General features: G+C 67.8%; 24 protein-coding genes. 13 read left to right on the forward strand and 11 right to left on the reverse strand.

The genetic code is table 11. The annotated features are described in order from the left end of the window. Positions 1 to 227 precede the first annotated feature (227 nt). A complete protein-coding gene (locus tag ACFTWF_RS32875) occupies positions 228 to 467 on the forward strand; it encodes a DUF6400 family protein (protein ID WP_087555278.1) in 240 nt (79 codons plus the stop codon). A 26-nt stretch (positions 468 to 493) separates the two neighbouring features. Here ACFTWF_RS32875 and ACFTWF_RS32880 read toward each other — a convergent pair whose 3' ends face one another. Beyond that, positions 494 to 1,276, reverse strand: coding sequence for an IclR family transcriptional regulator (locus tag ACFTWF_RS32880; protein ID WP_378465393.1), 783 nt, complete (start codon positions 1,274 to 1,276; stop codon positions 494 to 496). 199 nt (positions 1,277 to 1,475) lie between these two features. Here ACFTWF_RS32880 and ACFTWF_RS32885 point away from each other — a divergent pair, with 199 nt between their 5' ends. From ACFTWF_RS32885 to ACFTWF_RS32895, 3 genes are read left to right on the forward strand one after another with little or no spacing between them, the layout of a single operon-like run. Continuing rightward, entirely contained in the window at positions 1,476 to 2,243 is a 768-nt protein-coding gene (locus tag ACFTWF_RS32885) for a CoA transferase subunit A (protein ID WP_378465272.1), read from the forward strand. Further along, positions 2,240 to 2,902: a 3-oxoacid CoA-transferase subunit B gene (locus tag ACFTWF_RS32890; RefSeq protein WP_378465273.1), complete on the forward strand. Its 663-nt coding sequence runs from the start codon at positions 2,240 to 2,242 to the stop codon at positions 2,900 to 2,902. The genes ACFTWF_RS32885 and ACFTWF_RS32890 overlap by 4 nt, the downstream gene beginning before the upstream one ends. A 32-nt stretch (positions 2,903 to 2,934) precedes the next feature. Next, positions 2,935 to 4,134 carry an acetyl-CoA C-acetyltransferase gene (locus ACFTWF_RS32895; protein WP_378465274.1) on the forward strand — a complete coding sequence of 400 codons (1,200 nt, stop codon included), beginning with the start codon at positions 2,935 to 2,937 and terminating at the stop codon, positions 4,132 to 4,134. Positions 4,135 to 4,162: 28 nt separating this feature from the next. On the opposite strand, the gene ACFTWF_RS32900 is transcribed toward ACFTWF_RS32895, so the two are convergent. Beyond that, positions 4,163 to 4,825 carry an enoyl-CoA hydratase-related protein gene (locus ACFTWF_RS32900; protein WP_378465275.1) on the reverse strand — a complete coding sequence of 221 codons (663 nt, stop codon included), beginning with the start codon at positions 4,823 to 4,825 and terminating at the stop codon, positions 4,163 to 4,165. Then, on the reverse strand, positions 4,822 to 5,460 hold the full coding sequence (locus ACFTWF_RS32905) for a TetR/AcrR family transcriptional regulator (protein ID WP_378465276.1): 639 nt from the start codon (positions 5,458 to 5,460) through the stop codon (positions 4,822 to 4,824). Before ACFTWF_RS32905 ends, ACFTWF_RS32900 begins: the two co-directional genes overlap by 4 nt. A gap of 177 nt (positions 5,461 to 5,637) precedes the next feature. Between ACFTWF_RS32905 and ACFTWF_RS32910 the strand changes: the two genes are divergently transcribed. Beyond that, on the forward strand, positions 5,638 to 7,056 hold the full coding sequence (locus ACFTWF_RS32910; RefSeq protein ID WP_378465277.1) for a sugar porter family MFS transporter: 1,419 nt from the start codon (positions 5,638 to 5,640) through the stop codon (positions 7,054 to 7,056). Positions 7,057 to 7,089: 33 nt separating this feature from the next. Then, positions 7,090 to 7,449 (forward strand): universal stress protein, encoded by a 360-nt coding sequence (locus ACFTWF_RS32915; protein WP_378465278.1) that lies wholly within the window; start codon positions 7,090 to 7,092, stop codon positions 7,447 to 7,449. Positions 7,450 to 7,475: 26 nt separating this feature from the next. Here the strand turns inward: ACFTWF_RS32915 and ACFTWF_RS32920 are convergent, their stop codons facing one another. Beyond that, positions 7,476 to 8,519, reverse strand: a complete 1,044-nt coding sequence (locus ACFTWF_RS32920) for a LacI family DNA-binding transcriptional regulator (protein WP_378465279.1) — start codon at positions 8,517 to 8,519, stop codon at positions 7,476 to 7,478. 86 nt (positions 8,520 to 8,605) lie between these two features. On the opposite strand from ACFTWF_RS32920, the gene ACFTWF_RS32925 reads away from it, so the two are divergent. Beyond that, positions 8,606 to 9,790 carry a Gfo/Idh/MocA family protein gene (locus ACFTWF_RS32925; RefSeq protein WP_378465280.1) on the forward strand — a complete coding sequence of 395 codons (1,185 nt, stop codon included), beginning with the start codon at positions 8,606 to 8,608 and terminating at the stop codon, positions 9,788 to 9,790. Position 9,791: 1 nt separating this feature from the next. After that, positions 9,792 to 10,793 carry a Gfo/Idh/MocA family oxidoreductase gene (locus ACFTWF_RS32930; protein WP_378465281.1) on the forward strand — a complete coding sequence of 334 codons (1,002 nt, stop codon included), beginning with the start codon at positions 9,792 to 9,794 and terminating at the stop codon, positions 10,791 to 10,793. Between the two features lies 1 nt (position 10,794). Here the strand turns inward: ACFTWF_RS32930 and ACFTWF_RS32935 are convergent, their stop codons facing one another. Next, positions 10,795 to 11,424: a nucleoside/nucleotide kinase family protein gene (locus ACFTWF_RS32935; RefSeq protein WP_378465282.1), complete on the reverse strand. Its 630-nt coding sequence runs from the start codon at positions 11,422 to 11,424 to the stop codon at positions 10,795 to 10,797. Positions 11,425 to 11,758: 334 nt separating this feature from the next. On the opposite strand from ACFTWF_RS32935, the gene ACFTWF_RS32940 reads away from it, so the two are divergent. Beyond that, on the forward strand, positions 11,759 to 13,201 hold the full coding sequence (locus tag ACFTWF_RS32940) for a wax ester/triacylglycerol synthase family O-acyltransferase (protein ID WP_378465283.1): 1,443 nt from the start codon (positions 11,759 to 11,761) through the stop codon (positions 13,199 to 13,201). A 19-nt stretch (positions 13,202 to 13,220) separates the two neighbouring features. On the opposite strand, the gene ACFTWF_RS32945 is transcribed toward ACFTWF_RS32940, so the two are convergent. The 6 genes from ACFTWF_RS32945 to ACFTWF_RS32970 all read right to left on the reverse strand — a co-directional run bounded on the left by ACFTWF_RS32945 (position 13,221) and on the right by ACFTWF_RS32970 (position 20,254). Next, the gene (locus ACFTWF_RS32945) at positions 13,221 to 13,841 is read right to left on the reverse strand and encodes a maleylpyruvate isomerase family mycothiol-dependent enzyme (RefSeq protein ID WP_378465284.1); all 621 of its coding nucleotides are present in this window, start codon (positions 13,839 to 13,841) and stop codon (positions 13,221 to 13,223) included. A 59-nt stretch (positions 13,842 to 13,900) separates the two neighbouring features. Continuing rightward, complete coding sequence (locus ACFTWF_RS32950; protein WP_378465285.1) at positions 13,901 to 14,869, reverse strand: 3-carboxyethylcatechol 2,3-dioxygenase; 969 nt, start codon at positions 14,867 to 14,869, stop codon at positions 13,901 to 13,903. 142 nt (positions 14,870 to 15,011) lie between these two features. Continuing rightward, the gene (locus ACFTWF_RS32955) at positions 15,012 to 15,881 is read right to left on the reverse strand and encodes an alpha/beta fold hydrolase (RefSeq protein WP_378465286.1); all 870 of its coding nucleotides are present in this window, start codon (positions 15,879 to 15,881) and stop codon (positions 15,012 to 15,014) included. Continuing rightward, positions 15,878 to 17,785 (reverse strand): FAD-dependent monooxygenase, encoded by a 1,908-nt coding sequence (locus ACFTWF_RS32960; protein ID WP_378465287.1) that lies wholly within the window; start codon positions 17,783 to 17,785, stop codon positions 15,878 to 15,880. The genes ACFTWF_RS32955 and ACFTWF_RS32960 overlap by 4 nt, the downstream gene beginning before the upstream one ends. A gap of 4 nt (positions 17,786 to 17,789) precedes the next feature. Then, positions 17,790 to 19,211 carry an MFS transporter gene (locus ACFTWF_RS32965; protein WP_378465288.1) on the reverse strand — a complete coding sequence of 474 codons (1,422 nt, stop codon included), beginning with the start codon at positions 19,209 to 19,211 and terminating at the stop codon, positions 17,790 to 17,792. Between the two features lie 317 nt (positions 19,212 to 19,528). Beyond that, positions 19,529 to 20,254, reverse strand: coding sequence for a GntR family transcriptional regulator (locus tag ACFTWF_RS32970; RefSeq protein ID WP_378465289.1), 726 nt, complete (start codon positions 20,252 to 20,254; stop codon positions 19,529 to 19,531). A gap of 379 nt (positions 20,255 to 20,633) precedes the next feature. Between ACFTWF_RS32970 and ACFTWF_RS32975 the strand changes: the two genes are divergently transcribed. The 4 genes from ACFTWF_RS32975 to ACFTWF_RS32990 all read left to right on the forward strand — a co-directional run bounded on the left by ACFTWF_RS32975 (position 20,634) and on the right by ACFTWF_RS32990 (position 23,941). Beyond that, the gene (locus ACFTWF_RS32975; protein ID WP_378465290.1) at positions 20,634 to 20,774 is read left to right on the forward strand and encodes a hypothetical protein; all 141 of its coding nucleotides are present in this window, start codon (positions 20,634 to 20,636) and stop codon (positions 20,772 to 20,774) included. A 68-nt stretch (positions 20,775 to 20,842) separates the two neighbouring features. Beyond that, on the forward strand, positions 20,843 to 21,463 hold the full coding sequence (locus ACFTWF_RS32980; protein WP_378465394.1) for a cysteine hydrolase family protein: 621 nt from the start codon (positions 20,843 to 20,845) through the stop codon (positions 21,461 to 21,463). Between the two features lie 103 nt (positions 21,464 to 21,566). Further along, positions 21,567 to 22,676, forward strand: a complete 1,110-nt coding sequence (locus ACFTWF_RS32985) for an alcohol dehydrogenase catalytic domain-containing protein (protein ID WP_378465291.1) — start codon at positions 21,567 to 21,569, stop codon at positions 22,674 to 22,676. Positions 22,677 to 22,789: 113 nt separating this feature from the next. Continuing rightward, entirely contained in the window at positions 22,790 to 23,941 is a 1,152-nt protein-coding gene (locus ACFTWF_RS32990; RefSeq protein ID WP_378465292.1) for a TetR/AcrR family transcriptional regulator, read from the forward strand. The last annotated feature ends 7 nt before the right edge of the window (positions 23,942 to 23,948 follow it).

Below are 23,948 nucleotides of genomic sequence, written 5' to 3' on the forward strand. Positions count from 1 at the left end.
CATGCCCCTCGAAGGCGGCGGCGCCGTCGTCGGCGACAAGATCACCATCACCCTCGAGATCGAGGCCGGCCTGCAGGCCTGACCCACCCCGCACCGACCGCGCCCCGCTCTCCACCCGGAGAGCGGGGCGCGGTCGTCGTCACGTGATCCAGGTCATTGTGATCTCGGGCCGGCTCGAGGGACCCTTGCCCGTTCGACATCGGCGACCGCGAAACGAAGGTGACCACATGGGTAGCGACTCCGAACTCTCGTTCGCTCTCGACCTCACGCTGGACGAGGCGCGGCGGCGCAGCGCGGTGCTCGAGGCGATCGGCGAGGACTGGGATCCCGTCGCCGTGCTCGCGGAAGAAGAGCGGGCGTACGACATGCTCTACTCCGGTCTCGACCCCGAGCAGCAGCGCATCTACGACGAACTGGTGCAGGCGGGTGTGCTCCCGGACCGGACGGTGGGCCGTGTTGCCGATTGATCCCAACGACCACGGCAACTGCTGGTTCAGCCGCGGCTGCGTGGCCGGTCGGCGAGTAGCTGGGTGAGCCGGTGCGCCGCGCGGAGGAGGAGTTCGCCCAGTTCGCGGCGTCGTTCCTCCCGGAACCGGCTCTCCACCCCGGTGATGCTCAGTGCCCAGGCCGGTGATCCCTGCGCGTCGAAGACGGCGGCGCCCATCCCCCAACTGCCCTCGACGAGCAGTCCGGGGTTGACGGTGTAGCCGTTGAGGCGGGTCTCCGCGATGCGCTCGGCGATCTTCTCCCGGCTGTGCTGCGGCCCCCATTCGCCGGTGACGTCCGCGCGGTTCAGGTAGTCGTCGACGTCGCGTTCCGGCATGTGCGACAAGATCACCATCCCCGCCGACGCCACCCCGAGCGGAAGCCGGATCCCGACGTACAGCACGTGCGACCGTAGCGGGAAGCTGCCTTCCTCACTGGCAATGCACACCGTTTCGTCGCCGCGCCGGGCGGACAGGAATGCGCTCTCGCCGGTCTCGCGGGCGAGGTCGCGCAGGACGCCGCGGGACCGGTCGGTGATGTCGTAGCGGCTGGCGGCGAGCGATCCGAGAAGATACAACTCCGGGCCGAGCGACCATTTGCCCGACTTCTGGTCGCGGTCCACCAGCCCCTCGTCGGCGAGCGAGACGAGCAGGCGGTGCACGGTGGGACGGGCGAGTCCCGTCTCCCGTGCCAGCGCGGACGTCGAGGATCCCGACGTGTCGAGCGCCCCGATTGCCCGCAGGAGGGCACTCACGCGGTGGATCACCTGCGGGCGCTGCGTGTCGTCCATCAGCGCAGTATACGTCCACTCAGTGAACGCTCCCGCGTCCATCGTCCAGACCGCGAGCACTCTGAGGGTTTTCCTTGAAATGCATGCAGGGACCCCTTTTAGTGAAGTGAGACACCCCACGAGGGTCCGTCCACTGGATGGACGGACAGTCGCGGGCAGAGGGATTCGCCGGGTTCGGCGGCCAGAAGAAAGGATGCACATGGGATCGAGAGTGTTCGACACCCCGGAAGCAGCTGTCGCGGACGTGTCCGACGGCGCATCGATCGCCGTCGGCGGGTTCGGCCTGTGCGGAATCCCCGACGCGCTGATCCGCGCGCTCGCCGACTCGGGTGTGGGCAACCTCGAGGTCTTCTCCAACAACTGCGGCGTGGACGACCACGGGCTCGGCATTCTGCTGGGATCCCGTCAGGTGCGCCGCGTCACCGCGTCCTACGTCGGCGAGAACAAGGAATTCGCCCGCCAGTACCTGGCCGGTGAACTCGAGGTGGAACTGACCCCGCAGGGCACCCTCGCCGAACGCCTCCGCGCCGGCGGCGCCGGCATCCCCGCCTTCTTCACCCCGGCCGGAGTCGGCAGCCCCGTCGCCGACGGCGGCCTGCCGTGGCGGTACGCCGACGACGGATCGGTCGCGCTCGCCTCACCGCCGAAGGAGACCCGCGTCTTCGGCGACAAGCGCTACGTCCTCGAACTCGGCATCACCGCCGACTTCGCGCTCGTCCACGCACTGCGCGGCGACACCGCGGGCAACCTGGTATTCGACAAGACGGCCCTGAACTTCAACCCCCTCGCCGCGATGGCGGGAAAGATCACCATCGCGCAGGTCGAGGAACTCGTCCCCGCAGGCACCATCGACCCCGCCCAGGTACACCTGCCCGGAGTCTTCGTTCAGCGCATCGTCGAGACCGGCCCCCAGAACAAGCGGATCGAGAAGCGGACAGTCAGCAGCACGGAAGGAGCCACTCGATGACCGGCACCAACGGATGGACCCGTGACCAGATGGCCGCGCGCGCGGCCGCGGAGATGGTCGACGGCGAATACGTCAACCTCGGCATCGGCCTGCCGACCCTCATTCCCGGGTTCCTCGGCACCGACGTCAACGTCACCCTCCACTCGGAGAACGGGATCCTCGGCACCGGCCCGTACCCCACCGAGGAGAACATCGACGCCGACCTGATCAACGCGGGCAAGGAAACGGTCACCGTCAACGCCGGTGCCGCGTTCTTCGATTCCGCCCTGTCGTTCGGGATGATCCGCGGCGGCCACATCGACACCGCCGTCCTCGGCGGCATGCAGGTCTCCCGCACCGGCGACCTCGCCAACTGGATGGTCCCCGGAAAGATGGTCAAGGGCATGGGCGGCGCCATGGACCTCGTGCACGGCGCCAGCCGCGTCATCGTCCTCATGGAACACACCGACCGGGACGGCAACGCCAAGATCCTCGACACCTGCACCCTGCCGCTGACCGGCCAGGGCGTCGTCAACCGGATCATCACCAACCTCGCCGTCATCGACGTGGTCGGCGACGGCACCCTCGCCCTGCGTGAACTCGCCCCCGGCGTCACCGTCGACGACGTCGTCGCGGCCACCGGAACCCCTCTCGACATCCGCGAATCCGTCCTCGTCTGAACGACATTCGCCACTACCCGAAGGACACACCCATGACTTCTTCCACCAGGTCCGTCATCGTCGCCGGCGCCCGGACTCCCGTCGGCCGCCTGACCGGTTCGCTCGCAACCCTGTCCGGTTCCGACCTCGGCGGCATCGCCATCAAGGGCGCCCTCGACAAGGCCGGGGTGGCACCGGAACTGGTGGAGTACGTGATCATGGGGCAGGTCCTCACCGCCGGCGCCGGTCAGATCCCGGCCCGGCAGGCGGCGGTCGCGGCGGGCATCCCGATGTCGGTGCCCGCCGTGACGGTCAACAAGGTGTGCCTGTCCGGTCTCGACGCCATCGCCCTCGCCGACCAGCTGATCCGCGCCGGTGAGTTCGACGTCGTCGTCGCCGGCGGGCAGGAATCGATGTCGCAGGCACCGCACCTGCTGCCCGGCTCCCGCGGCGGTTTCAAGTACGGCGACACCACCCTCGTCGACCACCTCGCCTACGACGGCCTCTACGACATCTTCACCGACCAGGCGATGGGCGCCCTCACCGAGAGCCGGAACGCGAACACCGACAAGATCGGTCGCGAGGAGCAGGACGCGTTCGCTGCTGCCTCACATCAGCGCGCCGCGGCCGCGTGGAAGAACGGACTCTTCGACGACGAGGTCGTTCCCGTGTCCATCCCGCAACGCAAGGGCGACCCGCTCGTCGTCACCGAGGACGAGGGGATCCGCGCCGACACCACGGCCGAGTCGCTGTCGAAGCTGCGTCCCGCCTTCAGCAAGGACGGCACCGTCACCGCCGGATCCGCGTCGCAGATCTCCGACGGCGCTGCTGCCGTCGTGGTGATGAGCAAGGCCAAGGCCGAGGAACTCGGACTCGAATGGCTCGCCGAGATCGGCGCACACGGCGTGGTCGCCGGACCGGACTCGACGCTGCAGCAGCAGCCCGCCAACGCCATCGACAAGGCCTGCGCCCGTGACGGTCTCGACCCCGCGTCCCTCGACCTCGTCGAGATCAACGAGGCATTCGCCGCCGTCGGCATCGAGTCGACCCGGCAACTCGGGATCGACCCGTCGAAGGTCAACGTGAACGGCGGCGCCATCGCCATCGGGCACCCGCTCGGCATGTCGGGCGCACGCGTGGTGCTGCACCTCGCGCTCGAGCTGAAGCGACGCGGCGGCGGCACCGGCGCCGCGGCTCTGTGCGGCGGCGGCGGACAGGGCGACGCCCTGATCCTGCACGTGCCGGGTGCCTGACGGACGCAGTCACACAACCGATTTCACGTCATGATCGCCCCGCCGCGAGCGCGGTGACGACCGGAGCGAACATCGTCGCCTTGATGGCGCCGAGGGTTCCGGAGTCCTTGCCCGCGAGCGGGGCGATCAGGTCGACGGCGGCGTCGAGGACCGCACCTTCGGGTGCGGTCCCGTCGACCAGTCCGGTGGCCTGCGCTTCGGTGCCGCCGTAACGATGACCGGTGGTCATCGCGGTGATCGCGGTCTGCGGCGTCAGCTTGGCCTGGATCAGTGCCGCCATTCCCGGGGTGAACGGAATGCGGATGTCGACCTCCGGGAAGCAGTAGAACCCGCGGTCGGAACGCATCACCCGGTAGTCGTGGGCGATGCCCAGCATGGCACCGGCACCGAACGCGTGCCCGTTCACGGCGGCGACCGTCGGCAGCGGGAGCGTCAGAATACGGCTGAACAGCGCCTGGACGCGGCCCACGTACCAGTCGGCGCGGTCGCCGTTGGACAGCAGCCAGTCCAGATCGAGGCCGTTGGAGTAGAACTTGCCCGTCGCCGTGGTGACGAGGGCCTGCGCGCCGTGTTCGTGGGCGTCGTCGAGGAGCCGGTCGACGGTGTCGAGCCACTCCGGGGAGAAACGGTTCTCGTCGTCGCCGAAGTCGAGGACGGCGATCGCGTCCCGGTAGGTCAGGGTGGCGGTCATGAGGGGCCTTTCGTGTCGGTGTCGTGACGTTTCCGCGGAGGCGGAGGGTCGAGTGCGAGGACGGCACGAACGGCCGTTTCGAGTCGTAGACGCATCGCGGCGTCCGGTTTTCGCCGGGCCTGGAGCAGCAGTCCGGTGGGGAGTCCGACGACGCACGCCTCGATCACCTCGACCGCGCGTCCGTCCTTACGTCCCCAGAGCGCACGCGCCAGTCGGATGAACAGTGCGACGAGGACGGAATCGAGCCGCGACAACTCGGCGGCGACGTCCTCGGGAACATCCGATCCGAGCAGTTCGTCGCGGCGGACGGTGAGAAGGAACCGAGACGACTGCGGAAACTTCTCCGCGAAGACCGCGGGAGTGTCGGCGGCCGCGACGACGGCGTCCACGGGACCCCGCTCCAGTGCCCGCTCGACCGACGCCTGCTGCAGGTCGAGAAACCGGTGCGCCGCCCGCAACCAGGCGCGTCCGACCAGACCTCCCCGGGAACCGAACGCGTGGTAAATGGCGCCGTTGGACATCTCGGTGGCGGCGGCGACCGCGCGCAGGGTCACCGAACTCGGTCCGCCCTCGACTGCCAGGCGCTCCGCGGCATCGAGCGCCTCGTCGAGGTCGTGGACGCGTGGCCTGGGCATACGCCGAACAATAACAGATCATTCGCTCTATTACTCGTCGGTAGCAAATGCGCAATTACGCCGTGAGAGCCACCCGCCGATGAGATTGCCGTTGTGCGCCGAGTCACAATGGGTTAGCTTTGTCCGGACATAAACACATTACGTGTTCTGCACATGGAATACGTCGAGGAGATGTTCATGGCCAGCGATCTATCCCGAACTACCGCCCCGTCCCCGACTACCGACGCCCCCGGGCGGCACTCGCACAGACTCGGAATCATCGCCGTCGTCGCCACCTTCGGCGGCCTGCTCTTCGGATACGACACCGGAGTCATCAACGGCGCACTCGCACCGCTGAAGGAAGACCTCCATCTCACCTCGTTCACCGAGGGCTTCGTGGTGAGCATCCTGATCTTCGGCGCCGCGATCGGCGCCCTGATCGGCGGACGGATGTCCGATCGATTCGGACGCCGGCACAACATCCTGGTTCTCGCGATCATCTTCATGATCGGGACGCTCGGCTGCGTGCTGTCCCCGACTTGGGAAATACTCGCGCTGTTCCGCTTCATCCTCGGCCTCGCGGTCGGCGGCGCGTCTGCGACGGTGCCCGTCTACCTCGCCGAAATGTCTCCCGCCGACCGCCGCGGCAGCGTCGTCTCCCGCAACGAGGTGATGATCGTCGTCGGGCAGTTCGCCGCCTTCGTGATCAACGCCGTCATCTTCAACATCTGGGGTGAGCACGAAAGCGTCTGGCGCTTCATGCTTCTGGTCGCCGTCACCCCCGCCATCGTCCTGTTCGCCGGAATGCTGCGGATGCCGGAGAGCCCGCGCTGGCTGATGTCGCAGGATCGGGACGACGAAGCGCTCGCCGTGCTGCTCCAGGTTCGGTCCCCGGAGCGGGCACGCGCCGAGATGGCGGAAGTCCGGGCGCTCGCCGAGGAGGAGAAGCTCTCGCAGACCGGCGGCGCCGCGGACCTGTCGGTCAAGTGGATCCGCCGCCTGATCTTCATCGGCGTCGGCCTCGGCGTGTTCCAGCAGGCCACCGGCATCAACTCGGTGATGTATTACGGCACGCAACTGCTCGGCGACGCCGGATTCTCCTCCAACGCCGCCATCGTCGCGAATACCCTCAACGGCCTGTTCAGCGTGCTCGGCGTCCTCACCGGCGTCGCCCTGATCAACCGGATCGACCGCCGGAAGATGCTCATCGGCGGCTTCACCCTCACCACCACGTTCCACGTGCTCGTCGGCCTGTCCGCGTTCCTGCTGCCCGACGGCACCCTCAAGGCGTATCTGATCCTGGTGTTCGTGGTGTTGTTCGTCTTCTCGATGCAGGGCACGATCGGCCCCCTGGTCTGGCTGATGCTGTCGGAGATCTTCCCGCTGAAGATCCGCAGCTTCGCCATCGGCGTCTGCATCTTCGCGCTGTGGATCGCCAACGCCCTTGTCGCGCTGCTGTTCCCACCCGTCGTGGCCGCACTGGGAATCGGTGCGACGTTCTTCATCTTCGCGGGCCTCGGCGTGCTGGCACTCGTCTTCATCAAGACCCAGGTTCCGGAAACCCGCGGCCGCTCCCTCGAGGAGCTCGAAGACCAGTTCCGGCGCGACTATTCGTGACAGCCGCACCGTGTCCCATGAAAGGTTGATCCCATGACAGTGCTCGTAGCCGTGACCGATTCCTCCGAAGGATCGCACGCCCTCCTCGCCGGCAAGAAGGAAGCCGCCATGCTGGGTGCCGACCTCCTGGTGGTGAACCTGTCCCTCACCGAACCCGAAGAGGTGCACACCCTCGCCGACGACGGCGTGACCGTCCTCGACCGGATCGGCCGCGGAGACCGCGATCCCGCGACCGCCGTGCTCGACCTGCTCGACGACCGGCCCGACATCCAACGTCTCGTCATCGGCGTCAAGCGCCGGAGCGCGGTCGGCAAGGCCCTACTCGGCAGCGTGAGCCAACGCCTCATCCTGCAATCGCCGATCCCGGTCCTCGCGGTCAAAACCCCACAGTAGTAACCGCTTCCGCCGTTCCACCGCGGTCACCCCCTCGCCGACGAGCCGGGTGCCGCGGTGGAACGGCGGATGCTCAACGTCGGCGTGTGCAGATGGATGCGCTGCGCCTGCGACGGCCGTTCCAGCCGCTGCAGGAGGAACTTGGCGGCCTGCGCGCCGACCGCGAAGTTGCCGTTGTTCACCGACGTCAACGACAGATGCCGGATGCGCGCGAGATACGTGTCGTCGTACCCGACCAGCGAGAGGTCGTCCGGTACCCGGAGCCCGCGGTCGTCAGCCGCCGACAACGCCCCGACACACGTCACGTCGTTGAACGCGAGGATCGCCGTGGGCCGCTGCTCCGCGTCGAGCACCCGCCCGGCCGCGACGTAACCGCTCTCCTCGGTCATGCCGGCGAACTGCACCGACGCGAGGTCGCCGCACCCGGCCTCGGTCATCGCCGCGGTGAACCCGTCGCGGCGCAGGGCGCCCACGACTCCCGGCCCCTGCAGGTAGGCGATCCGCCGATGACCCAGGTCCAGCAGATGCCGGGTGGCCAACCGGGCCCCGGCGACGTCGTCGTCCGCGGCGATGTCGACGTTGGGAAGACTCGGTTCGTGGGTGCCCGCGAGGACCACGGGGACGAGTGCGGCGGCCCGTTCGATCGCGGCGCCCGCGTCGGTGGTGCCCACCACGACCAGCCCGTCGATCCTCTGCGACAGTAGGGTCTCGACGGTGTCCCGCCCGACGCGCTGATCCATGTGGCTGTCGGCCAGGACGGGGGCGATGCCGACGGCGTCGAGGGTGGTCGTCATGCCCTCGAGTAATTCGACGAACCACGGGTTGCGCAGGTCGTTGAGCATCACCCCGACCGTGCCGCTGCGGGATTCGGACAGACCGCGGGCGATGGTGTTCGTCCGGTAGTCGAGTTCCTTCATCGCCTGCGTGACCTGCTCGCGACGCGCGGCGCTGACATTCGCCTCGCCGCGGAGAACCCGGGACACCAGCGATTTGGACACACCCGCCCGCGCGGCCACGTCGCGGATCGTCGGTGGGCGAAACGACGGTGCGCCGCGATCTGATTCGTTCACGGTGCACAGCATATGGAGCGGCACCCGTGTTACGCTCATCACAACTGGGACCGGTCCACGTTTGTCCCTTTCCCGAAGGAGTCGAGTTGAGCAAGCACGGAAGCCTGCGCCTGGTCGCGGGCATGGTCGGCGGCGGCGAAGGCGCCGACATCGGGAAGACCCACCGCTACGCGATGCGCCTCGACGACCGATACGACCTGCACGCGGGCGTCTTCGGACGGGACGGTGCGTCGTCGGCGCGGATCGCGGAGAGCCTCGGCGTACCGGCCGACCGCACCTACCGCGACTACCGGGAGATGGCCGAACGCGAATCTGCCCGCGAGGACGGCGTCGACGTGGTCGCGGTGACCACCCCGAACGACAGCCACTTCGACATCGCGCGCACGTTCCTCGAGGCGGGCATCTCGGTGGTGTGCGAGAAGCCCCTCACCCGCGACTCGGAGTCGGCGGCCGAACTGGTCGCGATCGCCGAGTCCTCCGGCGCGATTCTCGCCGTCCCGCACTGCTATTCGGCGTACGCGATGGTCCGGCACGCGGCCCGGATGGTCCGCGACGGCGACCTCGGGCGGATCCGGTTCGTGGCGGTGGAGCACGCGTCGGGGTGGGCGGCCACGCCCCTCGAACTCGGCGAGCACCGGCAGGCGCGGTGGCGCACCGACCCCGACGTCGCGGGCTTCCCCAGCGTCGTCGGCGATCTCGGCACCCACGCCTTCCACCTCCTGCGCTACATCACCGGCCTCGAGGCCACCCGGGTGTCGGCCGAACTGGACACCCTCGTCCCCGGGCGCCGGGTGTTCGACAACGCGACCGTCCGCCTCACCCTCTCCAACGGCGCCCCCGCGGCCCTGTGGGCGAGCATGGCCGCCACCGGCAACGAGCACGGCCTGCGCATCCGGGTCTTCGGCGACACCGCGAGCGTCGAATGGCGGCACGAGGATCCCCACCACCTGACGGTCCGCGACCTCGACGGCGGCACCACGATCCTCGCGCAGGGGATGCGCACGCTGTCCGACGACGCCGGCCGGCTCACCCGCCCCGGTCTGGGGCACCCCGAGGGCTTCCTCGAGGCGTTCGCGAACTTCTACCGCGACCTCGCGGACGAGTTGCGCGCCCGCCGCGACGGCGAACCCACCACCATCCGCGATCTGTCCTTCCCCACCGGGCGCGACGGCCTGATCGGCGTCCAGTTCGTGGAGGCCACCGCCGCCTCCCACTCCGCCGACTCCGCCTGGGTCGTCCCCGCTTTCGCACACGAAAAGGTCGGTATCTGACATGCAACGTTTCGCCCTCATCGGAGCCGGATTCATCGGCGGCGTGCACGGCGCCAACCTCGCCGCGCACCCCGACGTCGACCTGGCCCTCGTCTTCGACATCGATCTCGCTCGCGCGACGGACCTCGCCAAGCGGCACGGCAGCCGCGCGACCACCGACCTCGCGGAGGTCTTCGACCCCACGGCAATCGATGCCGTCTTCGTCGCGTCGTCCACCGACACCCACGCCGAACACCTCCGCAGCGCGGCGACCGCGGGCATCCCGGCGCTGTGCGAAAAGCCGATCGACCTCGACCTCGCGCGCGCCGTCGACATCGTCCGGTTCGCCGACACCCGGTCGCTGCGGGCGATGGTCGACTTCAACCGCCGCTTCGACCGCGACTACGCCGAACTGCAGCGGGTGGTCGCGTCCGGCGAGATCGGCTCGGTGGAGCTGATCCAGATGACCAGCCGGGGTCCGGCGATGCCGCCGCTCGAGTACATCGCGGTCTCGGGCGGGCAGATGCGCGACCAGACCGTCCACTTCTTCGACCTGGCGCGGTGGATCTCCGGGCTCGACCCCGAGTCCGTCTTCGCGACCGGGTCCACGCTCGCCGAACCCCGCCTCGCCGAGTACGGCGACGTCGACACGTCGGCAGTCACGCTGCGCCTCCCCGGCGGCGCGCTCGTCCAGATCGACTCCACCCGGCGGATCGGGTACGGCTACGACGAACGCATCGAGGTGCTCGGCTCGACGGGGATGGTCGAGGCACGCCGCCAGCGCGCCGGGTCGGTGTCCCGGTACAGCGCGGGCCGCGTCGTCGACGACGGGTTGCATGCGGGCTGGTTCGAGCGGATCCGCGCCAGCTACCGCACCGCACTCGACCACTTCGTCGACGCACTGGAGAACGGCGCCGCCATCGGTCCGACCCTGTCGGAAGCGCTGAAAGCCCAGGCAATCGCCGAGGCCGCGACCCGCTCCCTCGCCAGCGGCCGGTTGGAGCCGATCGACTACCCGGCCTGAATCACACGGGGTCGCCGCGGACGACGACGTCGGCGCGGGCCCGGCCGGGCGCGATCACCGCGGTGTTCTTCTCGTCGCTGTGCCGCACCCACTCCCGGGCCCGATCCGCTGTCCGGCCGTATCGGATGTGGCGTTCGACGAGGCGCGACACCCGCTCGTCGTCGTCCGGGACGAGGAACCACGCCTCGTCGAGCAGCCCACGCACCGGCGACCAGGGTCCGTCGTCGAGGAGGAGGTAGTTGCCTTCGGTGATCACCAGCGGAACGTCCGGCGGGACGGCGATCGACCCGGCATAGGATTCCTCGACCTCGCGGTGGAACTCGGGCGCGTACACCGTCTCCTCCCCGGGTTCCCGCAGTCGGCGCAGCAGCGCCACGAAGCCGGCGGCGTCGAAGGTGTCGGGTGCGCCCTTACGACCCGCGCGGCCGAGCCGGGCGAGTTCCGCGCCGGACAGGTGGAATCCGTCCATCGGCACCACCACCGCGGACGATCCCAGCGCCGCGAGTACCGCCGCCGCCACCGTGCTCTTGCCCGAACCCGGCGGCCCGGCGATCCCGAGAATGCGACGCTGTCCCGAGTCGGCCAGCGCCCGGGCGCGCGCAACGAGTGCCTCCAGTCGACCGTCGTCCATAGGCAGACGGTAGCTCAGCCGACGTAGCGGTCGGTCGCCCAATGTCACAGCCGGTCAATCAGATTGATCCGCTGCGACATTGGGCGAGCAAGACGGGTGGGCCGGCACGGATTGGACGCCCGACCGTTCGGCCGACTTCGAATCGCCCGATTTGTACCGGTGGCGGAAACCTCTTCTGTGCTGTACAAATACAAACAGCGAGACCGGTTTGTGATGGTAAACACATACAACCGTTACCTCGGGCACGGCAAAGAGCACCACAAGAATTAAGAGCAGTTCCGGGGGGAATGGATCCGCGCCGGCGGATCCCGTTTCGGGAACGGTAAGGACACGCATGCTGTTACCGATGGCACCGACCGATTCGTTGTTCCTCCTCGGCGAGTCGCGCGAGCACCCGATGCACGTCGGCGGCCTGGCCGTCTTCAATCCGCCGGACGGGGCATCCGCCGCCGACATGCGGGCATTGTTCGATAGCGCCCTGGCCGGCGACCAGGTGGCTCCGCCCTTCCGTAAACGTGCCCGCCGTTCGGTCACCTCCCTCGGCCAGTGGGGTTGGGACCATCTCCGGCAGGAAGACATCGATCTCGACCACCACGTGCGCCGGGACGCACTCCCCCAGCCCGGTGGCATGGCCGAACTGATGACGCTGGTCTCCAGGCTCCACGGCACCCTGCTCGACCGCAGCCGCCCGTTGTGGGAGATGCACCTGATCGAGGGACTGGCCGACGGCCGCTACGCCGTCTACACCAAGATCCACCACGCGCTCGCCGACGGTTCGTCGGCCATGCGACTGCTCCGCGACAGCATGAGCGAGGACCCGCACCGACGGAACATGCCCGCCCCCTGGCAGCCGCGCACTCCACTCGCCGCCGTCCCGGCACCCGCGGCCACCGGTGTCGTCGACACCGCGGGGTTCGGTGCCTCGGGGTTCGGTGCCGCGTTGCCGTCGATGGCGTGGGACGCCGCCCGGTCCGCGGCCGGCGAGGTGGCCGGTTTGCTGCCCGCAGCGCTGGGCACCGTCGATCGGGCCCGCCGCGGCAAGGGTGGTGCGGTGTCGCTCACCGCACCGCACACCGTGTTCAACGTGCCGATCAGCGGCGCCCGCCACGTGGCCGCCCGCTCGTTCCCTCTCGAGCGAATCCGTCTGCTGGCCAAGCACGCCGACGCCACCATCAACGACATCGTGCTGACGATGTGCGCGGGCACCCTGCGGGCCTACCTGCACACCCGGGACGCGTTGCCGGACAATCCGTTGATCGCGATGGTTCCCGTCTCGTTGCGCGCACCGCACACCGGTACCGGCGACCGTGCGCCCGGCGGCAATCGGGTGGGCGTGCTCATGTGCAACCTGGCCACCCACCTTCCCGACCCCGCACACCGCCTCGAGACCGTGCGGAACTGCATGAACGAGGGCAAGGCCGCCCTGCAGGCGATGAGCCCCGCCCAGGTTCTCGCGATGAGCGCTCTCGGCGCGGCCCCGCTCGGCGTGGAGATGTTCCTCGGTCGGCGCGGCCCGTTGCGACCGCCGTTCAACGTGGTCATCTCCAACGTCGCCGGTCCCCGAACTCCGCTGTACTGGAACGGCGCCCGGCTCGAATCCCTCTACCCGCTGTCGATCCCGACCACCGGTCAGGCGCTCAACATCACCTGCACCAGCAGCGACGACCAGATCGTCTTCGGCCTCACCGGGTGCCGCCGCACCGTCCCCGATCTGCACCCCATGCTCGACCAGCTCGACGCCGAACTCGACCTCCTCGAAACCGCCGTCGGGCTGTAAGCCGGCCGGCGGGGAGGCGTCAGGTCGCCGCCAGCGCGGCGACTCCCGGTCCGTCGAGGTCGTCGAGCGCGACCCGCCGACCGGAGAGTGACAGCAGCAGCGACAGGGCGCTGCCGCGCACCTCCGGACCGTCGCCGATCGACATTTCGGCGTCCACTGCCGTCAGTCGGACACCGGCCGCGAGTTCCTTCGCGCCGCCGAAGGACGCCGGGGTGCGGACCTGTAGACGCAGCGATCGGACGACGGCCTCCTGCGGGTAGGCGCGGGTGAGTCCCAACGGCCGACGAATATCCTCACCGTGGACGACCTCTTCGACGAGCCGGCTGTCGAGGGGCGCCGGCGGAGTCGACGTCCGCGACACCACCCGCCGGAGCCGTTCCAGCGTCTCCTGCGGTGAGGCACCCCGCTCACGCGCCACGCCGCGGGCGTTCAAGCGGTCGAAGTCGAACCGTGCCCGGGCGAGGTCGACGACGAACCCGAGGCGGGTCGTCCGCGCCGAGTCGATCAGGTGAGCGACCACGTCGTGCACGGTCCACTCACCGCAGAGCGACTGCTCCTCCCACCGCTCGGCGTCGACACCGCCGAGGGCTTCGATCAGCGCGGCACGCTCCGCATGCACCATCGACCAGACATCTCCCACGGTTCACTCCTCCAGTCGGCACATCGTGTGTCAGGTATGACTCGCGGAGGCTCGGAAATTCATCGTTTGCGCACTTCCCGAGATCCGCGAGGCAACGAAGCAGCGGTGGTAATTCCGAATCCGGCTATCCATTCGGGGATTTCGCGGTAAAAGGTCGAGCTGACGCGGTAGTCGCCGGCTGCGCTGAGGGCCGCGTACGCGGCGATCCAGGTGCGCACTTCGTGGGAGGAATGCCCGGCCTGTTCGACGAACCAGTCGTTGGTCCAGGAATCGATCTGCTCGAGGTGGCCGGAAGCGAGCACGTCGAGCAGGCGCTGATCCCATTCCGGGTTCAACGGCTGAATCGTGGCCACCCCGGCGGCGAAGTCACGCCCGGCGGTGATGACCCGCTGTTCGCGTGCGTCGCGTTCCTCTGCGGTGGGGTTGCGGCCGTCGATGAGCTTTTCCTTCACCTCCGAAGGTGCGGTGGCGAACTGCGGTACCGGCGGATCGTGGGAGAGCCCGCCGGAGCCGACGAACAAAACCCGTTTGTCGAGCTTCGCTGCGGCCCGGCCGACGGCTTCGCCGAGCAGTCGGACGCGGCTGACGGGACCGAGGGGTTCGGCGACGGAATTGATGAAGATGGGCACGGTCGGGACCGCGGTGATCGAGCCGACCAGCAGTTGCAGGGCCTGCGCGAAGCCGTGGTCGACGTGCATGCGTTCGGAGAATGCGACGTCGACACCGCTGGCGAGGACTTCCCGGGTGACCGCATAGGCGGCGTCGCGGTCGACGTCGAGCGGGCCGGCTTCGGTGCCGTAGTCGCCGACCGATTGTGCGGCCGCGCCGATGCAGAACGGGGGCATCAGATCGTAATGGACCCCGTTGTAGTGATCCGGGGCGAAGATGACTATTAGCTCTGGGTCGAAGTCGGCGATGAAGGTGCGCGCGTTGTCGAATGCGGCATCGACGTCGTCGATCACGTTTTGGGCGGGGTCGTTTCGTCCCATCAGGGGGGAGTGCGACATCGCGCACAGCGCTACGGGCATCGGTGGCTCTCCTCGAGCTGTCTTCAGTCCTCGATCGCGCCGTGGCGTCGGGAAAGGGACTGGGGTGGTGAGTGTGTCGAGACGCGGAATCCGGGTCGGTGCCTGCCGGGTTCCGGGGGCGGGCACCGACCCGGGGTCTGGGTCAGCTGCGGCCGAGGAGGAAGTCCAGGTGCAGCGTGTTGAAAGTGTCGGCGTCCTCGTATTGGGGCCAGTGCCCGCAGTTCTCCATGATCGCGAGCTTCGCGCCGGGGATATGGGAGGCGATCCGCTTGGCCTCGTCCACCGGCCCGGAGGGGTCTTTGGTGGTCCACAGCACCAATGCGGGCACCGTGATTCCTTGAAGCGTGGCGTCGGTGATCATGTTGCGCCTGCGGGTTTCCGGGTCCTGCAGGGCCATGTTCATCTCGCAGGCCTCGAGCCAGTCCGGCTGCTGGAAGATCGCCTGCCGGGTGCGGATCAGGTCGTCGGTGACCATGGCCGGGTCGGCCATCAACCACTCGAGCCGGGCCTTGACCCGTTCCCAGCTGGGGTCCTCCGCCGCCTCCATGGACAGGGTGTAGAGGCGTTCCATCACCTTCGGGTTGGCCATGGTGCCGCCCATGGTGTTGAGGACGATCCGGTCGACCTTCTCCGGGTGATCGTGCGCGAACTGGGCGGTGACCCAGCCGCCGAGCGATTCGCCGGAGAACGAGGCCTTCGCCACGCCGATCGCGTCCATGAACTGCAGGACGTGGTCGATGTAGTGGGTGATCTCGAGGGGGTGGTCGGGTTTGGTGGAGTAGCCGTGGCCGATGAAGTCGATCGCCCAGACGTTGAAGTGCTCCGCGTGTACGGCCAGGTTGCGGACGTACGCTTCGGCGTGGCCGGTGATGCCGTGCAGCAGGATAAGGGTCGGCTTGGAGGTGTCGCCGGCGTGCAGGTACCGGGTCCGGTATGGGCCGGCCTGGATGAAGCCCTGGCTGAACTCGACCTGGTTCAGGTCGTTCCAGACGCTGGTGTACGGGCGGGTCATCGGTTCTCTCCCTCGACTGTGGTGGTGGCGGAGGCGGGTTCGGCGTCCGCGGGGGTGGTGTGCGGGACGGTGATCGGCACCGCGTGGGTGTTGTATTGCGGCTCATCGGTGGCCGCCGGGGTCGGCTCGCCGGAGTCCGCCGAGCGGTCGAGGATTGCGGTGAGTGCGTCCTCGAGGCTCGCGAGCGCTTCGCTGTCGTCCCAGACGGGGGCGCTGTGCCGCCAGGCGATGTAGCCGTCGGGACGGATGAGAAGGGCACCGGCCTCGTCGATGTCGCGGATCTGCCGCCAGTAGCCGTAGGGGTCGATGGTGCCGGGTTCGCCGACGACCACGGTCCGCAGGAAGGGGACGTCGAGTTTGGCGGCGGCGCGCTTCCACGCCTGGCCGCCGAGTCCGGTGAGCAGGGTCATCATGCCCTTGCCGGTGACATCGAGGGTGGAGACGCGGGTGCCGTCGGCGCCGACAAGCCACGCGTGCGGCAGCTTCGCGCCGGGCCGGGTGGTGGCCTGCAGGTACAGCTGCCGGTCTCGGGTCCACTGTTCGTCGCCCGCCTCGAGGTCGGGGACGACCGCGGAGGAGGTGTAGCGCTGGTTGAGTTCGACGCCGTGGGCGTTGAACTCGGTGTTCTTGACCTCCAGCGCCTCGTACAGTCGCTCGCGCCGGGCGACGCCCTCGGGCGTGGGTTCCTTCAGCTTCGCCAGTCCGGCCGCGACCGGGTCGTCGCTGCCGGGGGCGAACCATTCGCGCAGCCCGGCGTAGTCCTTGCGGGACTGGTTGGCGCGGGCGACGATCTGTTTGCCGACCGGGACTCGCTCGGAGGAATAGGACTCGAGCAGGCCGTCTCCGGCGTATCCCTTGACGACGAATGCGATCTTCCACGCCAGGTTGAACGCGTCCTGGACGGAGGTGTTCGATCCCAGGCCGCTGCTCGGGGGGTGCCGGTGCACGGCGTCGCCGCCGCAGAACACGCGACCGGACTGGTAGTGCTCGGCGTACTGCTGGTTGACGTACCAGAAGGAGCGCGAGACGATCTCGACGTCCAGGTCCGGGTCGCCGACGAGGGTCCGGATCTGTTCGAGGACAACGTCGTCGGAGACGTCGGGCCGGCCCTTCGCCATGTCGAAGCCCCAGCCGGCGATCCACTGGTCCCACGGCTTGATCGCCCGCAGCAGGCCCATCCCGATCTCACCGAACCCGGCCTTGGAGTTGACGATCCAGTGCAGGATGCTCGGCCGGTGCGCGACGTACTTGCTCAGGTCCGCGTTGAAGAGAACGTAGGCGGTACCGGCGCGGGCGAGTTCACCTTCGAACGCGAGTCCGATCTCCTCGGCGATCTTGGAGCGAGCGCCGTCGAAGCCGAGGAGGAATCGGGCACGCTGGGTGAATTCGGTGCCGGAGCGGACGTCGCGGAACCGCACGGTCACCCCGTCCTCGTCCTGGGTGTGGTCGAGGTATTCGGTGTTGAAGCTGATGATCGCGCCGCGTTCGGCGGCGTTCTTGATCAGCACCGGTTCCATCAGCGGCTGGGGGATGTCGAGCATCGTGCACGGGCTGCCGGACAGGTAGTCCCCGTGCCGGTTGTCGCCGGTTCCCCAGGTCTGCATCCGGACGATTTCCTCGCCGGCCAGACTCGTGGTGAACAGGGTGTCACCCATCTGGTCCCACGGCGTCGCGTACTTGCGGGCCTCGTCTTCGACTCCCAGGTCGCGGAGCACTTCGACGGCGCGCTGGTTGGTGATGTGCGCGCGCGGTGAATTCGCCACCCAGGGGAACATCGAGACGGCGTGGACGCGCAGGCCGTACGTGGCGAGGGCGAGCGCCGCTGTGCCACCGGCGGGTCCGAGTCCGACGATCACGACGTCGGTGTCGTAGGAGGTGGGGTCGTGTTCATTCATGTCTGTCATCACTTCACTTGTCGAGGACGTGCAGGGGCTCTGCGCTGTCCGCATCGAGGACTGTCGGAGTCGAAAACGTCTCGGCGTCAGCCGTGTTCGAGGTGGAGGCCGCCTGGTCGCGAACGAGTTGGTGGGCGGCGCCTGCGCGGCCCCATCCGCCGGGCAGCAGGATCACCGAGACGATCGAGATGGCCGAGACGATCAGCAGGTAGGTCACGATCGAGGTGCTGGACTTGGTGGAGGCATACAGGGCGGTGGCGATCGTCGGGGCGAACGCCGAGCCCACGACCTGCGACAGTGTGTAGCCGATCGAGACTCCGCTGTAGCGCACGTCGGCGTCGAAGACCATCGTGAACAACGACCCGGTGACTCCGGCGGCGGGCGCCATCGCGATCCCGAAGACCAGTACCTGAGCGGCCATGAACAGCCAGGGGTTGCCGGTGTTGATCAGCGCGAATGCCGGACCGATCACCACCCCCATGGCCACGGCCCCGAGCAGATACATCGTCTTACGGCCGAATGTGTCGGAGAGGGAACCGAATACGGGATAGAGGATGACGGCGACGATGCCCGCGACGAACACCCCGGCGAGCGCGAAGGTGCGGCTGATCCCCGCGACGGTGGTGCCGTAGGAGACGAGGTAGGCCATGCAGATGTAGGCGAACACTCCCTGGGACAGATAGGTCCCCGCGATGAGGAGGATTTCCTTCCAGTGCTTGCGGAATGCCTCGGCGATCGGCATCCGCACCACCGCGCTCTGCGCCTTCACCTCGGCGAAGTCGGGGCTCTCAGTCAGGGACAGTCGGATGAACAGCCCGATCACGATCAAGACTGCACTGAACAAGAACGGCAGTCGCCAGCCCCAGCTGAGGAATTGTTCGTCGGGCAATTGGGAGACCGCGAAGAACGCCAGGGTCGCGACGCTGGTCCCGGCCGGGGCTCCCATCTGGGAGAAGGATCCGAAGAAGCCCTTCTTCGCGGTCGGGGCGTGCTCGACGGCCATCAGCGTGGCCCCGCCCCACTCGCCGCCGACCACGAAGCCCTGCACCAGGCGCAGCAGGGTCAGCAGGATCGGGGCGGCGATCCCGATCTGGGCATAGCCGGGCAGCAACCCCATCAGCACCGTCGCCGAGCCCATTCCGACGAGGGAGATCACCAGCATCCGCTTGCGGCCGACCCGGTCTCCGAAGTGACCGAAGACGACACCGCCGAGCGGGCGTGCGAGGAACCCGACGCCGAAGGTCGCGAAGGACAGCAGGATTCCGATCGCCGGAGATGCGTCGGGGAAGAACAGTTCGGGGAACACCAGTGCAGCGGCGGTGCCGTAGATGAAGAAGTCGTAGTACTCGACAGTGGTGCCGATGAAGCTGGCCATCGCCACCCGTAGCGGTGAAACTGCTGCGGGCTTCGTCGAGGAAGCGGGTGGGTTGCTCATGGTCGGGATTCTCCGATCCGCGCGCGGAAGCATGTCGGCGCCGCGGGGATCAACCTGCGCGAAGCGGTCGTCATGGCCGCTCCTTTCTCTGAGGGAAGTGAGAGAAACATTCGCAACTGGAATGCTAGACGTCTAGAAGGGAACCTACGCCGCCGTTGAAGGTGACGCAAGTCTCTCCGGAGGAGACGATGCAGCCCTTGGTACTCACCGACACAAGGCGCGGGTCGCCGGTGATGGGCATTTCACCCGGCAGTGGGCATGAAAAAAAGCCCGCCCGGGCAACGCGTGGTTGCGAGGGCGGGCCGCGGCGTTCGGCCTCAGCCGGCCACGTCGCCGGCTTCGTCGCGGATGACCGCGATGGTCCCCACGATGTGCCGTTCCATGGCCTGGCGGGCCGCCGCCTCGTCCCGATTCCGAATCGCCTCGGTGATCGCGTGGTGATCGTCCTGGCGTTCAGGCAACGCGCTCGACAGCGGGTTGGTGATCCCGGTGGTGTTGATCAGAAAGTCGGACATGTCCCACATTCGCTGACTGGTCTCGGCCATGATCCGCGAATGCGCCATGGTGTGGATGGCGGCGTGGAATTCGCGGTTGTGGATGCGGTATCCGTGGGCGCGCACCTCGGGGTCACCGGAGGTGAGCAGCGCATCCACCCGGGCCGAGATCAGGTCCAGTTCAATGAGCTGAGCATCGGTCCGCCGGGCGGCCGCGACCGCTGCGATCGTGCCCTCGAAGCCCCCGAACAGGGTGAAGAAGTCCTCGACCTCACGCTGGGTGTAGGAGACGACCTCACATCCGCTCTGAGGGAAGATGTAGACGAGTTTGTCGCTGGAGAGTCGGCGCAGGGCGTCCATGACGGGCTGCTTGCTGACCCCGAACTCCTGACGAATCGACTCGACGACGATCTTCTCCCCAGCCGCGTAGCGTCCCTCGATCAGCCGAGTCTTGAGAATGTCGTACATGGCGGCCGAGAGCCGCGCGCCCGAGGTCCGCACATTCGAGAGAAGGGCGGCCGCCTGCGGATCGGTACTGGCGGTGCTCATATGTACACGCTTTCGTCGGACGCGCTGATCATGGTGTCCCCCTCGCCTGCGGCACTCACCGCAGTAACTTGCATTCTAGTACTTGTGGCCCGCGTCACTGTCAGCTAAGGTCATCTGGAACGCTAGAATTCCAATTTGAGATGCGAAGCGCGCATTATCCATGCTACGAGCCTCAATGCCGTTCTGTATCAACGGCATTGGTCCCGGCGCGTAAGGCTCACGCCCCGGGACCCGATCATGCGTCCCGATTCGCCCTCATTCATGGAGTCGAACCACACAGCGGGTCAATGCAAGGAGAAGAAGATGGAATTCTGTATCGGCACCTGCGCCAAGATCGACCAGGTCGCGATGGTGAAGCGCGGTCGCCGACGTCGGCCGGGTGCCGGGCTCGGTCAAACTCGTCTCGCTGTCCTGGTTCTACCAACTCGGCAACGGTGAGACCTGGGAAGACGGCGCCACCAACAAGGCCCCTGACCAGCCGCACTACCTCCCGCACAGCTGCGAAAAAAGGCGGCGCTGATGCGCGAGGCCGGCGTCGACATCCTGCAGGTCTTCCTGTCCAACCCCTTCACAGCCAGGAGCTTCATCATGGAACTCGACCCCCGCACCACCGCTGCCGTGGCCGTTCACTGCCAGGGCGACGTCGTCGGACCCACCGGCGCCTTCGCGGACTTCTTCTACAAACAGGTGACCGATCGAAACGTCATCGACCAGATCGCCGCCGTCCTCGGCGCGGTCCGCAACGCCCGCGGCACCGTGGTCTACACCCGGGTCGCCTGGAAACCGGACTTCTCCGACCTCGACGTCAACTCACCGCTGCTGGGCATCGTCGCCCAATCCGGCTGCCTCAAAGAGGGCAGCGAACTCGCCGAGATCGTCGAGCCCCTCGCCCCACACGAGGGCGACATCGTGCTCACCCACCAGCGGATCGGCGCCTTCGCCGGAACCGACCTCGACACCATCCTGCGCGGCAAGGGCATCACCACACTCCTGTTCGCCGGTGTGGCCACCAATGCCTCCGTTGAGGGAACTGCCCGGGTCGCAAGCGATCTCGGCTACCGCGTGGTGATCGTCGAGGACGCCTGCTCGGCCGCCACCCCCGAAGCGCACCGGGCGAGTATCGACTCACTCGGGCTGCTGGCCGAAATCACCACCGTCGACGAGGTCCGCACCGCCCTGAACAACGCGGTCACCGGCACCCCCGCCTGATCACACCCAACCGAGCACTGGTGCGGACACCCCGGCAACCGCACCAGTCCGCAGCCGTGCCCGTAAACCCCATCCAACGCAGAAATCACAGGAGCTTTCGTTCATGAAATCCACCATGCGTGTCGCCCGCCTCCACGAGATCAACCAGCCGATGCAGATCGAGCAATTGCCCATACCCGAGCCGCGGCCGACCGATGTACTGGTGCAGGTCAAAGCCTGCAACGTCGTGCCGAACCTGAGCAACGTCCTGGCCACCTACAGCGAATGGTTCCCCTACCTGCCGCTGCCCAAGCTTCCCGCCGTCTTCGGCCTCGACTCCGCCGGTGTCGTCGCCGCTGTCGGCAGCCACGTCACCGACGCCGCCGTCGGCGACCGGGTCTACGTCAACCCCGGCATCTCCTGCGGCGGTTGCCGCGCCTGCCGACAAGGTCAGGATCAGAACTGTGACCGCTACACCTTCATGGGCTACTTCTCCTTCGGCGCCGACGGCCAACAGATCTTCGACGCCTACCCCTACGGCGGACTCAGCGAATACCTCACCGCCCCACAACGCAACCTGGTGAAACTGCCCGACTCCGTCACCTTCGAGGAAGGTGCCCGATTCGGCTACCTCGGCACCGGCTACTCCGCGCTGCGCAAGGCCGGCGCCGGCCCCGGCACGACCGTGCTGATCGACGGCATCTCCGGCACCCTGGGACTGGGGACCTGCCTGAGCGCACTCGCCCTCGGTGCCACCCGCATCTTCGGCACCGGCCGCAACGCCGACCTCCTCGAAGACGTCCGATCCATCGCCCCCGACCGGATCCACGTCCTCCCCGCCGGCAGAGGCGACCTGCGCAGCTGGGTCCACGAACACAACAACTGCGAAGGCGTCGACATCGTCATCGACTCCCTCGGCCCCGGCGCCCCCGCCGAATCCTTCCTCGACGCCATCACCACTCTCCGCCGCGGCGGCGTCGCCGTCGACATCGGCGGCATGATGGAACGCCCACCGCTCGATATGTTCTCACTGATGTGCAGCCAGATCAGCGTCCTCGGCAGCCTCTGGTTCTCCACCGCCGAAGCGCAGGACATGGCCGACCTCGCGGGCGCGGGAGTCCTCGACCTCTCGGTCTTCGAACACCACAGCTTCCCGCTCGAGAAGATCAACGAAGCCCTCGCCGACCTCCCCGCCCGACATGGCGGCTTCACCAACTTCGTCAGCGTCCCCTGATCGAGTCGGTGATAGCCGAGGTTGATGTCGACGTGCGTCCGCGCGCGCCGCACGCCGTCAGGGCGGGCGTCTATCCTCTTAGTCGACGTTCACTTAGTTGGCGAGAGGTGCTCATGACCGGCCCGAAGACAACCGTCCGGCGTCGACCGAAGGATCGCAAAGACCAGATCCTGGAAGCGGCACGGACGCTGATCGTCGCGCAGGGGTACCGCAATGTGTCGATGGCGCAGATCGCCGACGAGGTCGGCATCACCGCCAGCGCCCTCTACCGGCACTTCTCGAACAAGGCGGTGCTCCTCGACGCGGTGATCGGCGCCAGCTTCGACGAGGTCACGCCCACTTTCGATCCGGACAAGTCGCTCGCGTCGACGTTGGCGGAAACGTGCGAGCTGGTGGTCACTCGCCGGGATGTCGGTGCCCTGTGGTGGCGCGAGGGCCGGAATCTGCCGGAGGACATGTGGGAGGAGCTGCGTGAACGGTTGCGCCGGATCAACGGGCGCTTCGCAGACCTGATCCGGATCGAACGTCCCGCGTTGTCGGCAGCCGCCGCCGAGCAGCTCGCCTGGGGGGTGCAATCGATTCTCGCGAGTACGAGCACGCATTCGTCGAAGATCGCCCGACCGGAGTTCGCCGCGCTGCTCACCGGAGCGTGTGTGGCGCTGTGCGCGACCGATCTCGGACCACCGCGAGAGCAGGCGGCGCGACGCCCTTCGCCCCTCGCACCGGTGTCGAAACGGGAGGCACTACTCGGGCACGCCATCAGACTGTTCAGCGAAAGAGGCTACGACGCCACCGGTCTCGACGACATCGGGACGGCCGCGGGAGTGACCGGTCCGAATCTGTACAGCTACTTCGCCGGCAAGGCGGACCTCCTGGAAGCGGCGATCGAGCGCGGCACCAGTGCGTTGTGGCTGCTGCTGCATTCGGTGCTGCGCGCCAACGACGATCCCGCGCGTGCTCTCGCGGACTTGACGCACGGTTACGTCCAGTTGGCTTTGGACAGAACCATTTTGACCTCGCTGCTCCAGACGGAACAGGCGACACTGTCCGACGTGACGCGCGCCAGGCAGCGAGAGTACGTCGCGGAGTGGACCGCCCTCCTGCGGAGCGCGCGGCCGGAACTCGACGAGGTGCCGGCGCGCATTCTGGTGCACACCGCTCTGGGGGTGGTGAACACCGTCGCCCGCATCGAGCACCTGCAGGCCGACGCCGCTCTTCCGGACGATCTCGCGGCGATGGCCACGGCGGTGCTGTTCGCCGACTGACCTGGTT

It is taken from the genome of Rhodococcus sp. NPDC056960 (assembly GCF_042674125.1).
Lineage (GTDB): Bacteria > Actinomycetota > Actinomycetes > Mycobacteriales > Mycobacteriaceae > Rhodococcus_F.

What these genes read in the sequence shown, in the direction of transcription:
- ACFTWF_RS32875 (WP_087555278.1), top strand. Translation starts at nt 228, where the DNA reads ATGGGTAGCGACTCCGAACTCTCGTTCGCTCTCGACCTCACGCTGGAC.
- ACFTWF_RS32880 (WP_378465393.1), bottom strand. Translation starts at nt 1,276, where the DNA reads ATGGACGACACGCAGCGCCCGCAGGTGATCCACCGCGTGAGTGCCCTC.
- ACFTWF_RS32885 (WP_378465272.1), top strand. Translation starts at nt 1,476, where the DNA reads ATGGGATCGAGAGTGTTCGACACCCCGGAAGCAGCTGTCGCGGACGTG.
- ACFTWF_RS32890 (WP_378465273.1), top strand. Translation starts at nt 2,240, where the DNA reads ATGACCGGCACCAACGGATGGACCCGTGACCAGATGGCCGCGCGCGCG.
- ACFTWF_RS32895 (WP_378465274.1), top strand. Translation starts at nt 2,935, where the DNA reads ATGACTTCTTCCACCAGGTCCGTCATCGTCGCCGGCGCCCGGACTCCC.
- ACFTWF_RS32900 (WP_378465275.1), bottom strand. Translation starts at nt 4,825, where the DNA reads ATGACCGCCACCCTGACCTACCGGGACGCGATCGCCGTCCTCGACTTC.
- ACFTWF_RS32905 (WP_378465276.1), bottom strand. Translation starts at nt 5,460, where the DNA reads ATGCCCAGGCCACGCGTCCACGACCTCGACGAGGCGCTCGATGCCGCG.
- ACFTWF_RS32910 (WP_378465277.1), top strand. Translation starts at nt 5,638, where the DNA reads ATGGCCAGCGATCTATCCCGAACTACCGCCCCGTCCCCGACTACCGAC.
- ACFTWF_RS32915 (WP_378465278.1), top strand. Translation starts at nt 7,090, where the DNA reads ATGACAGTGCTCGTAGCCGTGACCGATTCCTCCGAAGGATCGCACGCC.
- ACFTWF_RS32930 (WP_378465281.1), top strand. Translation starts at nt 9,792, where the DNA reads ATGCAACGTTTCGCCCTCATCGGAGCCGGATTCATCGGCGGCGTGCAC.
- ACFTWF_RS32935 (WP_378465282.1), bottom strand. Translation starts at nt 11,424, where the DNA reads ATGGACGACGGTCGACTGGAGGCACTCGTTGCGCGCGCCCGGGCGCTG.
- ACFTWF_RS32940 (WP_378465283.1), top strand. Translation starts at nt 11,759, where the DNA reads ATGCTGTTACCGATGGCACCGACCGATTCGTTGTTCCTCCTCGGCGAG.
- ACFTWF_RS32950 (WP_378465285.1), bottom strand. Translation starts at nt 14,869, where the DNA reads ATGCCCGTAGCGCTGTGCGCGATGTCGCACTCCCCCCTGATGGGACGA.
- ACFTWF_RS32955 (WP_378465286.1), bottom strand. Translation starts at nt 15,881, where the DNA reads ATGACCCGCCCGTACACCAGCGTCTGGAACGACCTGAACCAGGTCGAG.
- ACFTWF_RS32960 (WP_378465287.1), bottom strand. Translation starts at nt 17,785, where the DNA reads ATGACAGACATGAATGAACACGACCCCACCTCCTACGACACCGACGTC.
- ACFTWF_RS32965 (WP_378465288.1), bottom strand. Translation starts at nt 19,211, where the DNA reads ATGAGCAACCCACCCGCTTCCTCGACGAAGCCCGCAGCAGTTTCACCG.
- ACFTWF_RS32970 (WP_378465289.1), bottom strand. Translation starts at nt 20,254, where the DNA reads ATGAGCACCGCCAGTACCGATCCGCAGGCGGCCGCCCTTCTCTCGAAT.
- ACFTWF_RS32980 (WP_378465394.1), top strand. Translation starts at nt 20,843, where the DNA reads ATGGAACTCGACCCCCGCACCACCGCTGCCGTGGCCGTTCACTGCCAG.
- ACFTWF_RS32985 (WP_378465291.1), top strand. Translation starts at nt 21,567, where the DNA reads ATGAAATCCACCATGCGTGTCGCCCGCCTCCACGAGATCAACCAGCCG.
- ACFTWF_RS32990 (WP_378465292.1), top strand. Translation starts at nt 22,790, where the DNA reads ATGACCGGCCCGAAGACAACCGTCCGGCGTCGACCGAAGGATCGCAAA.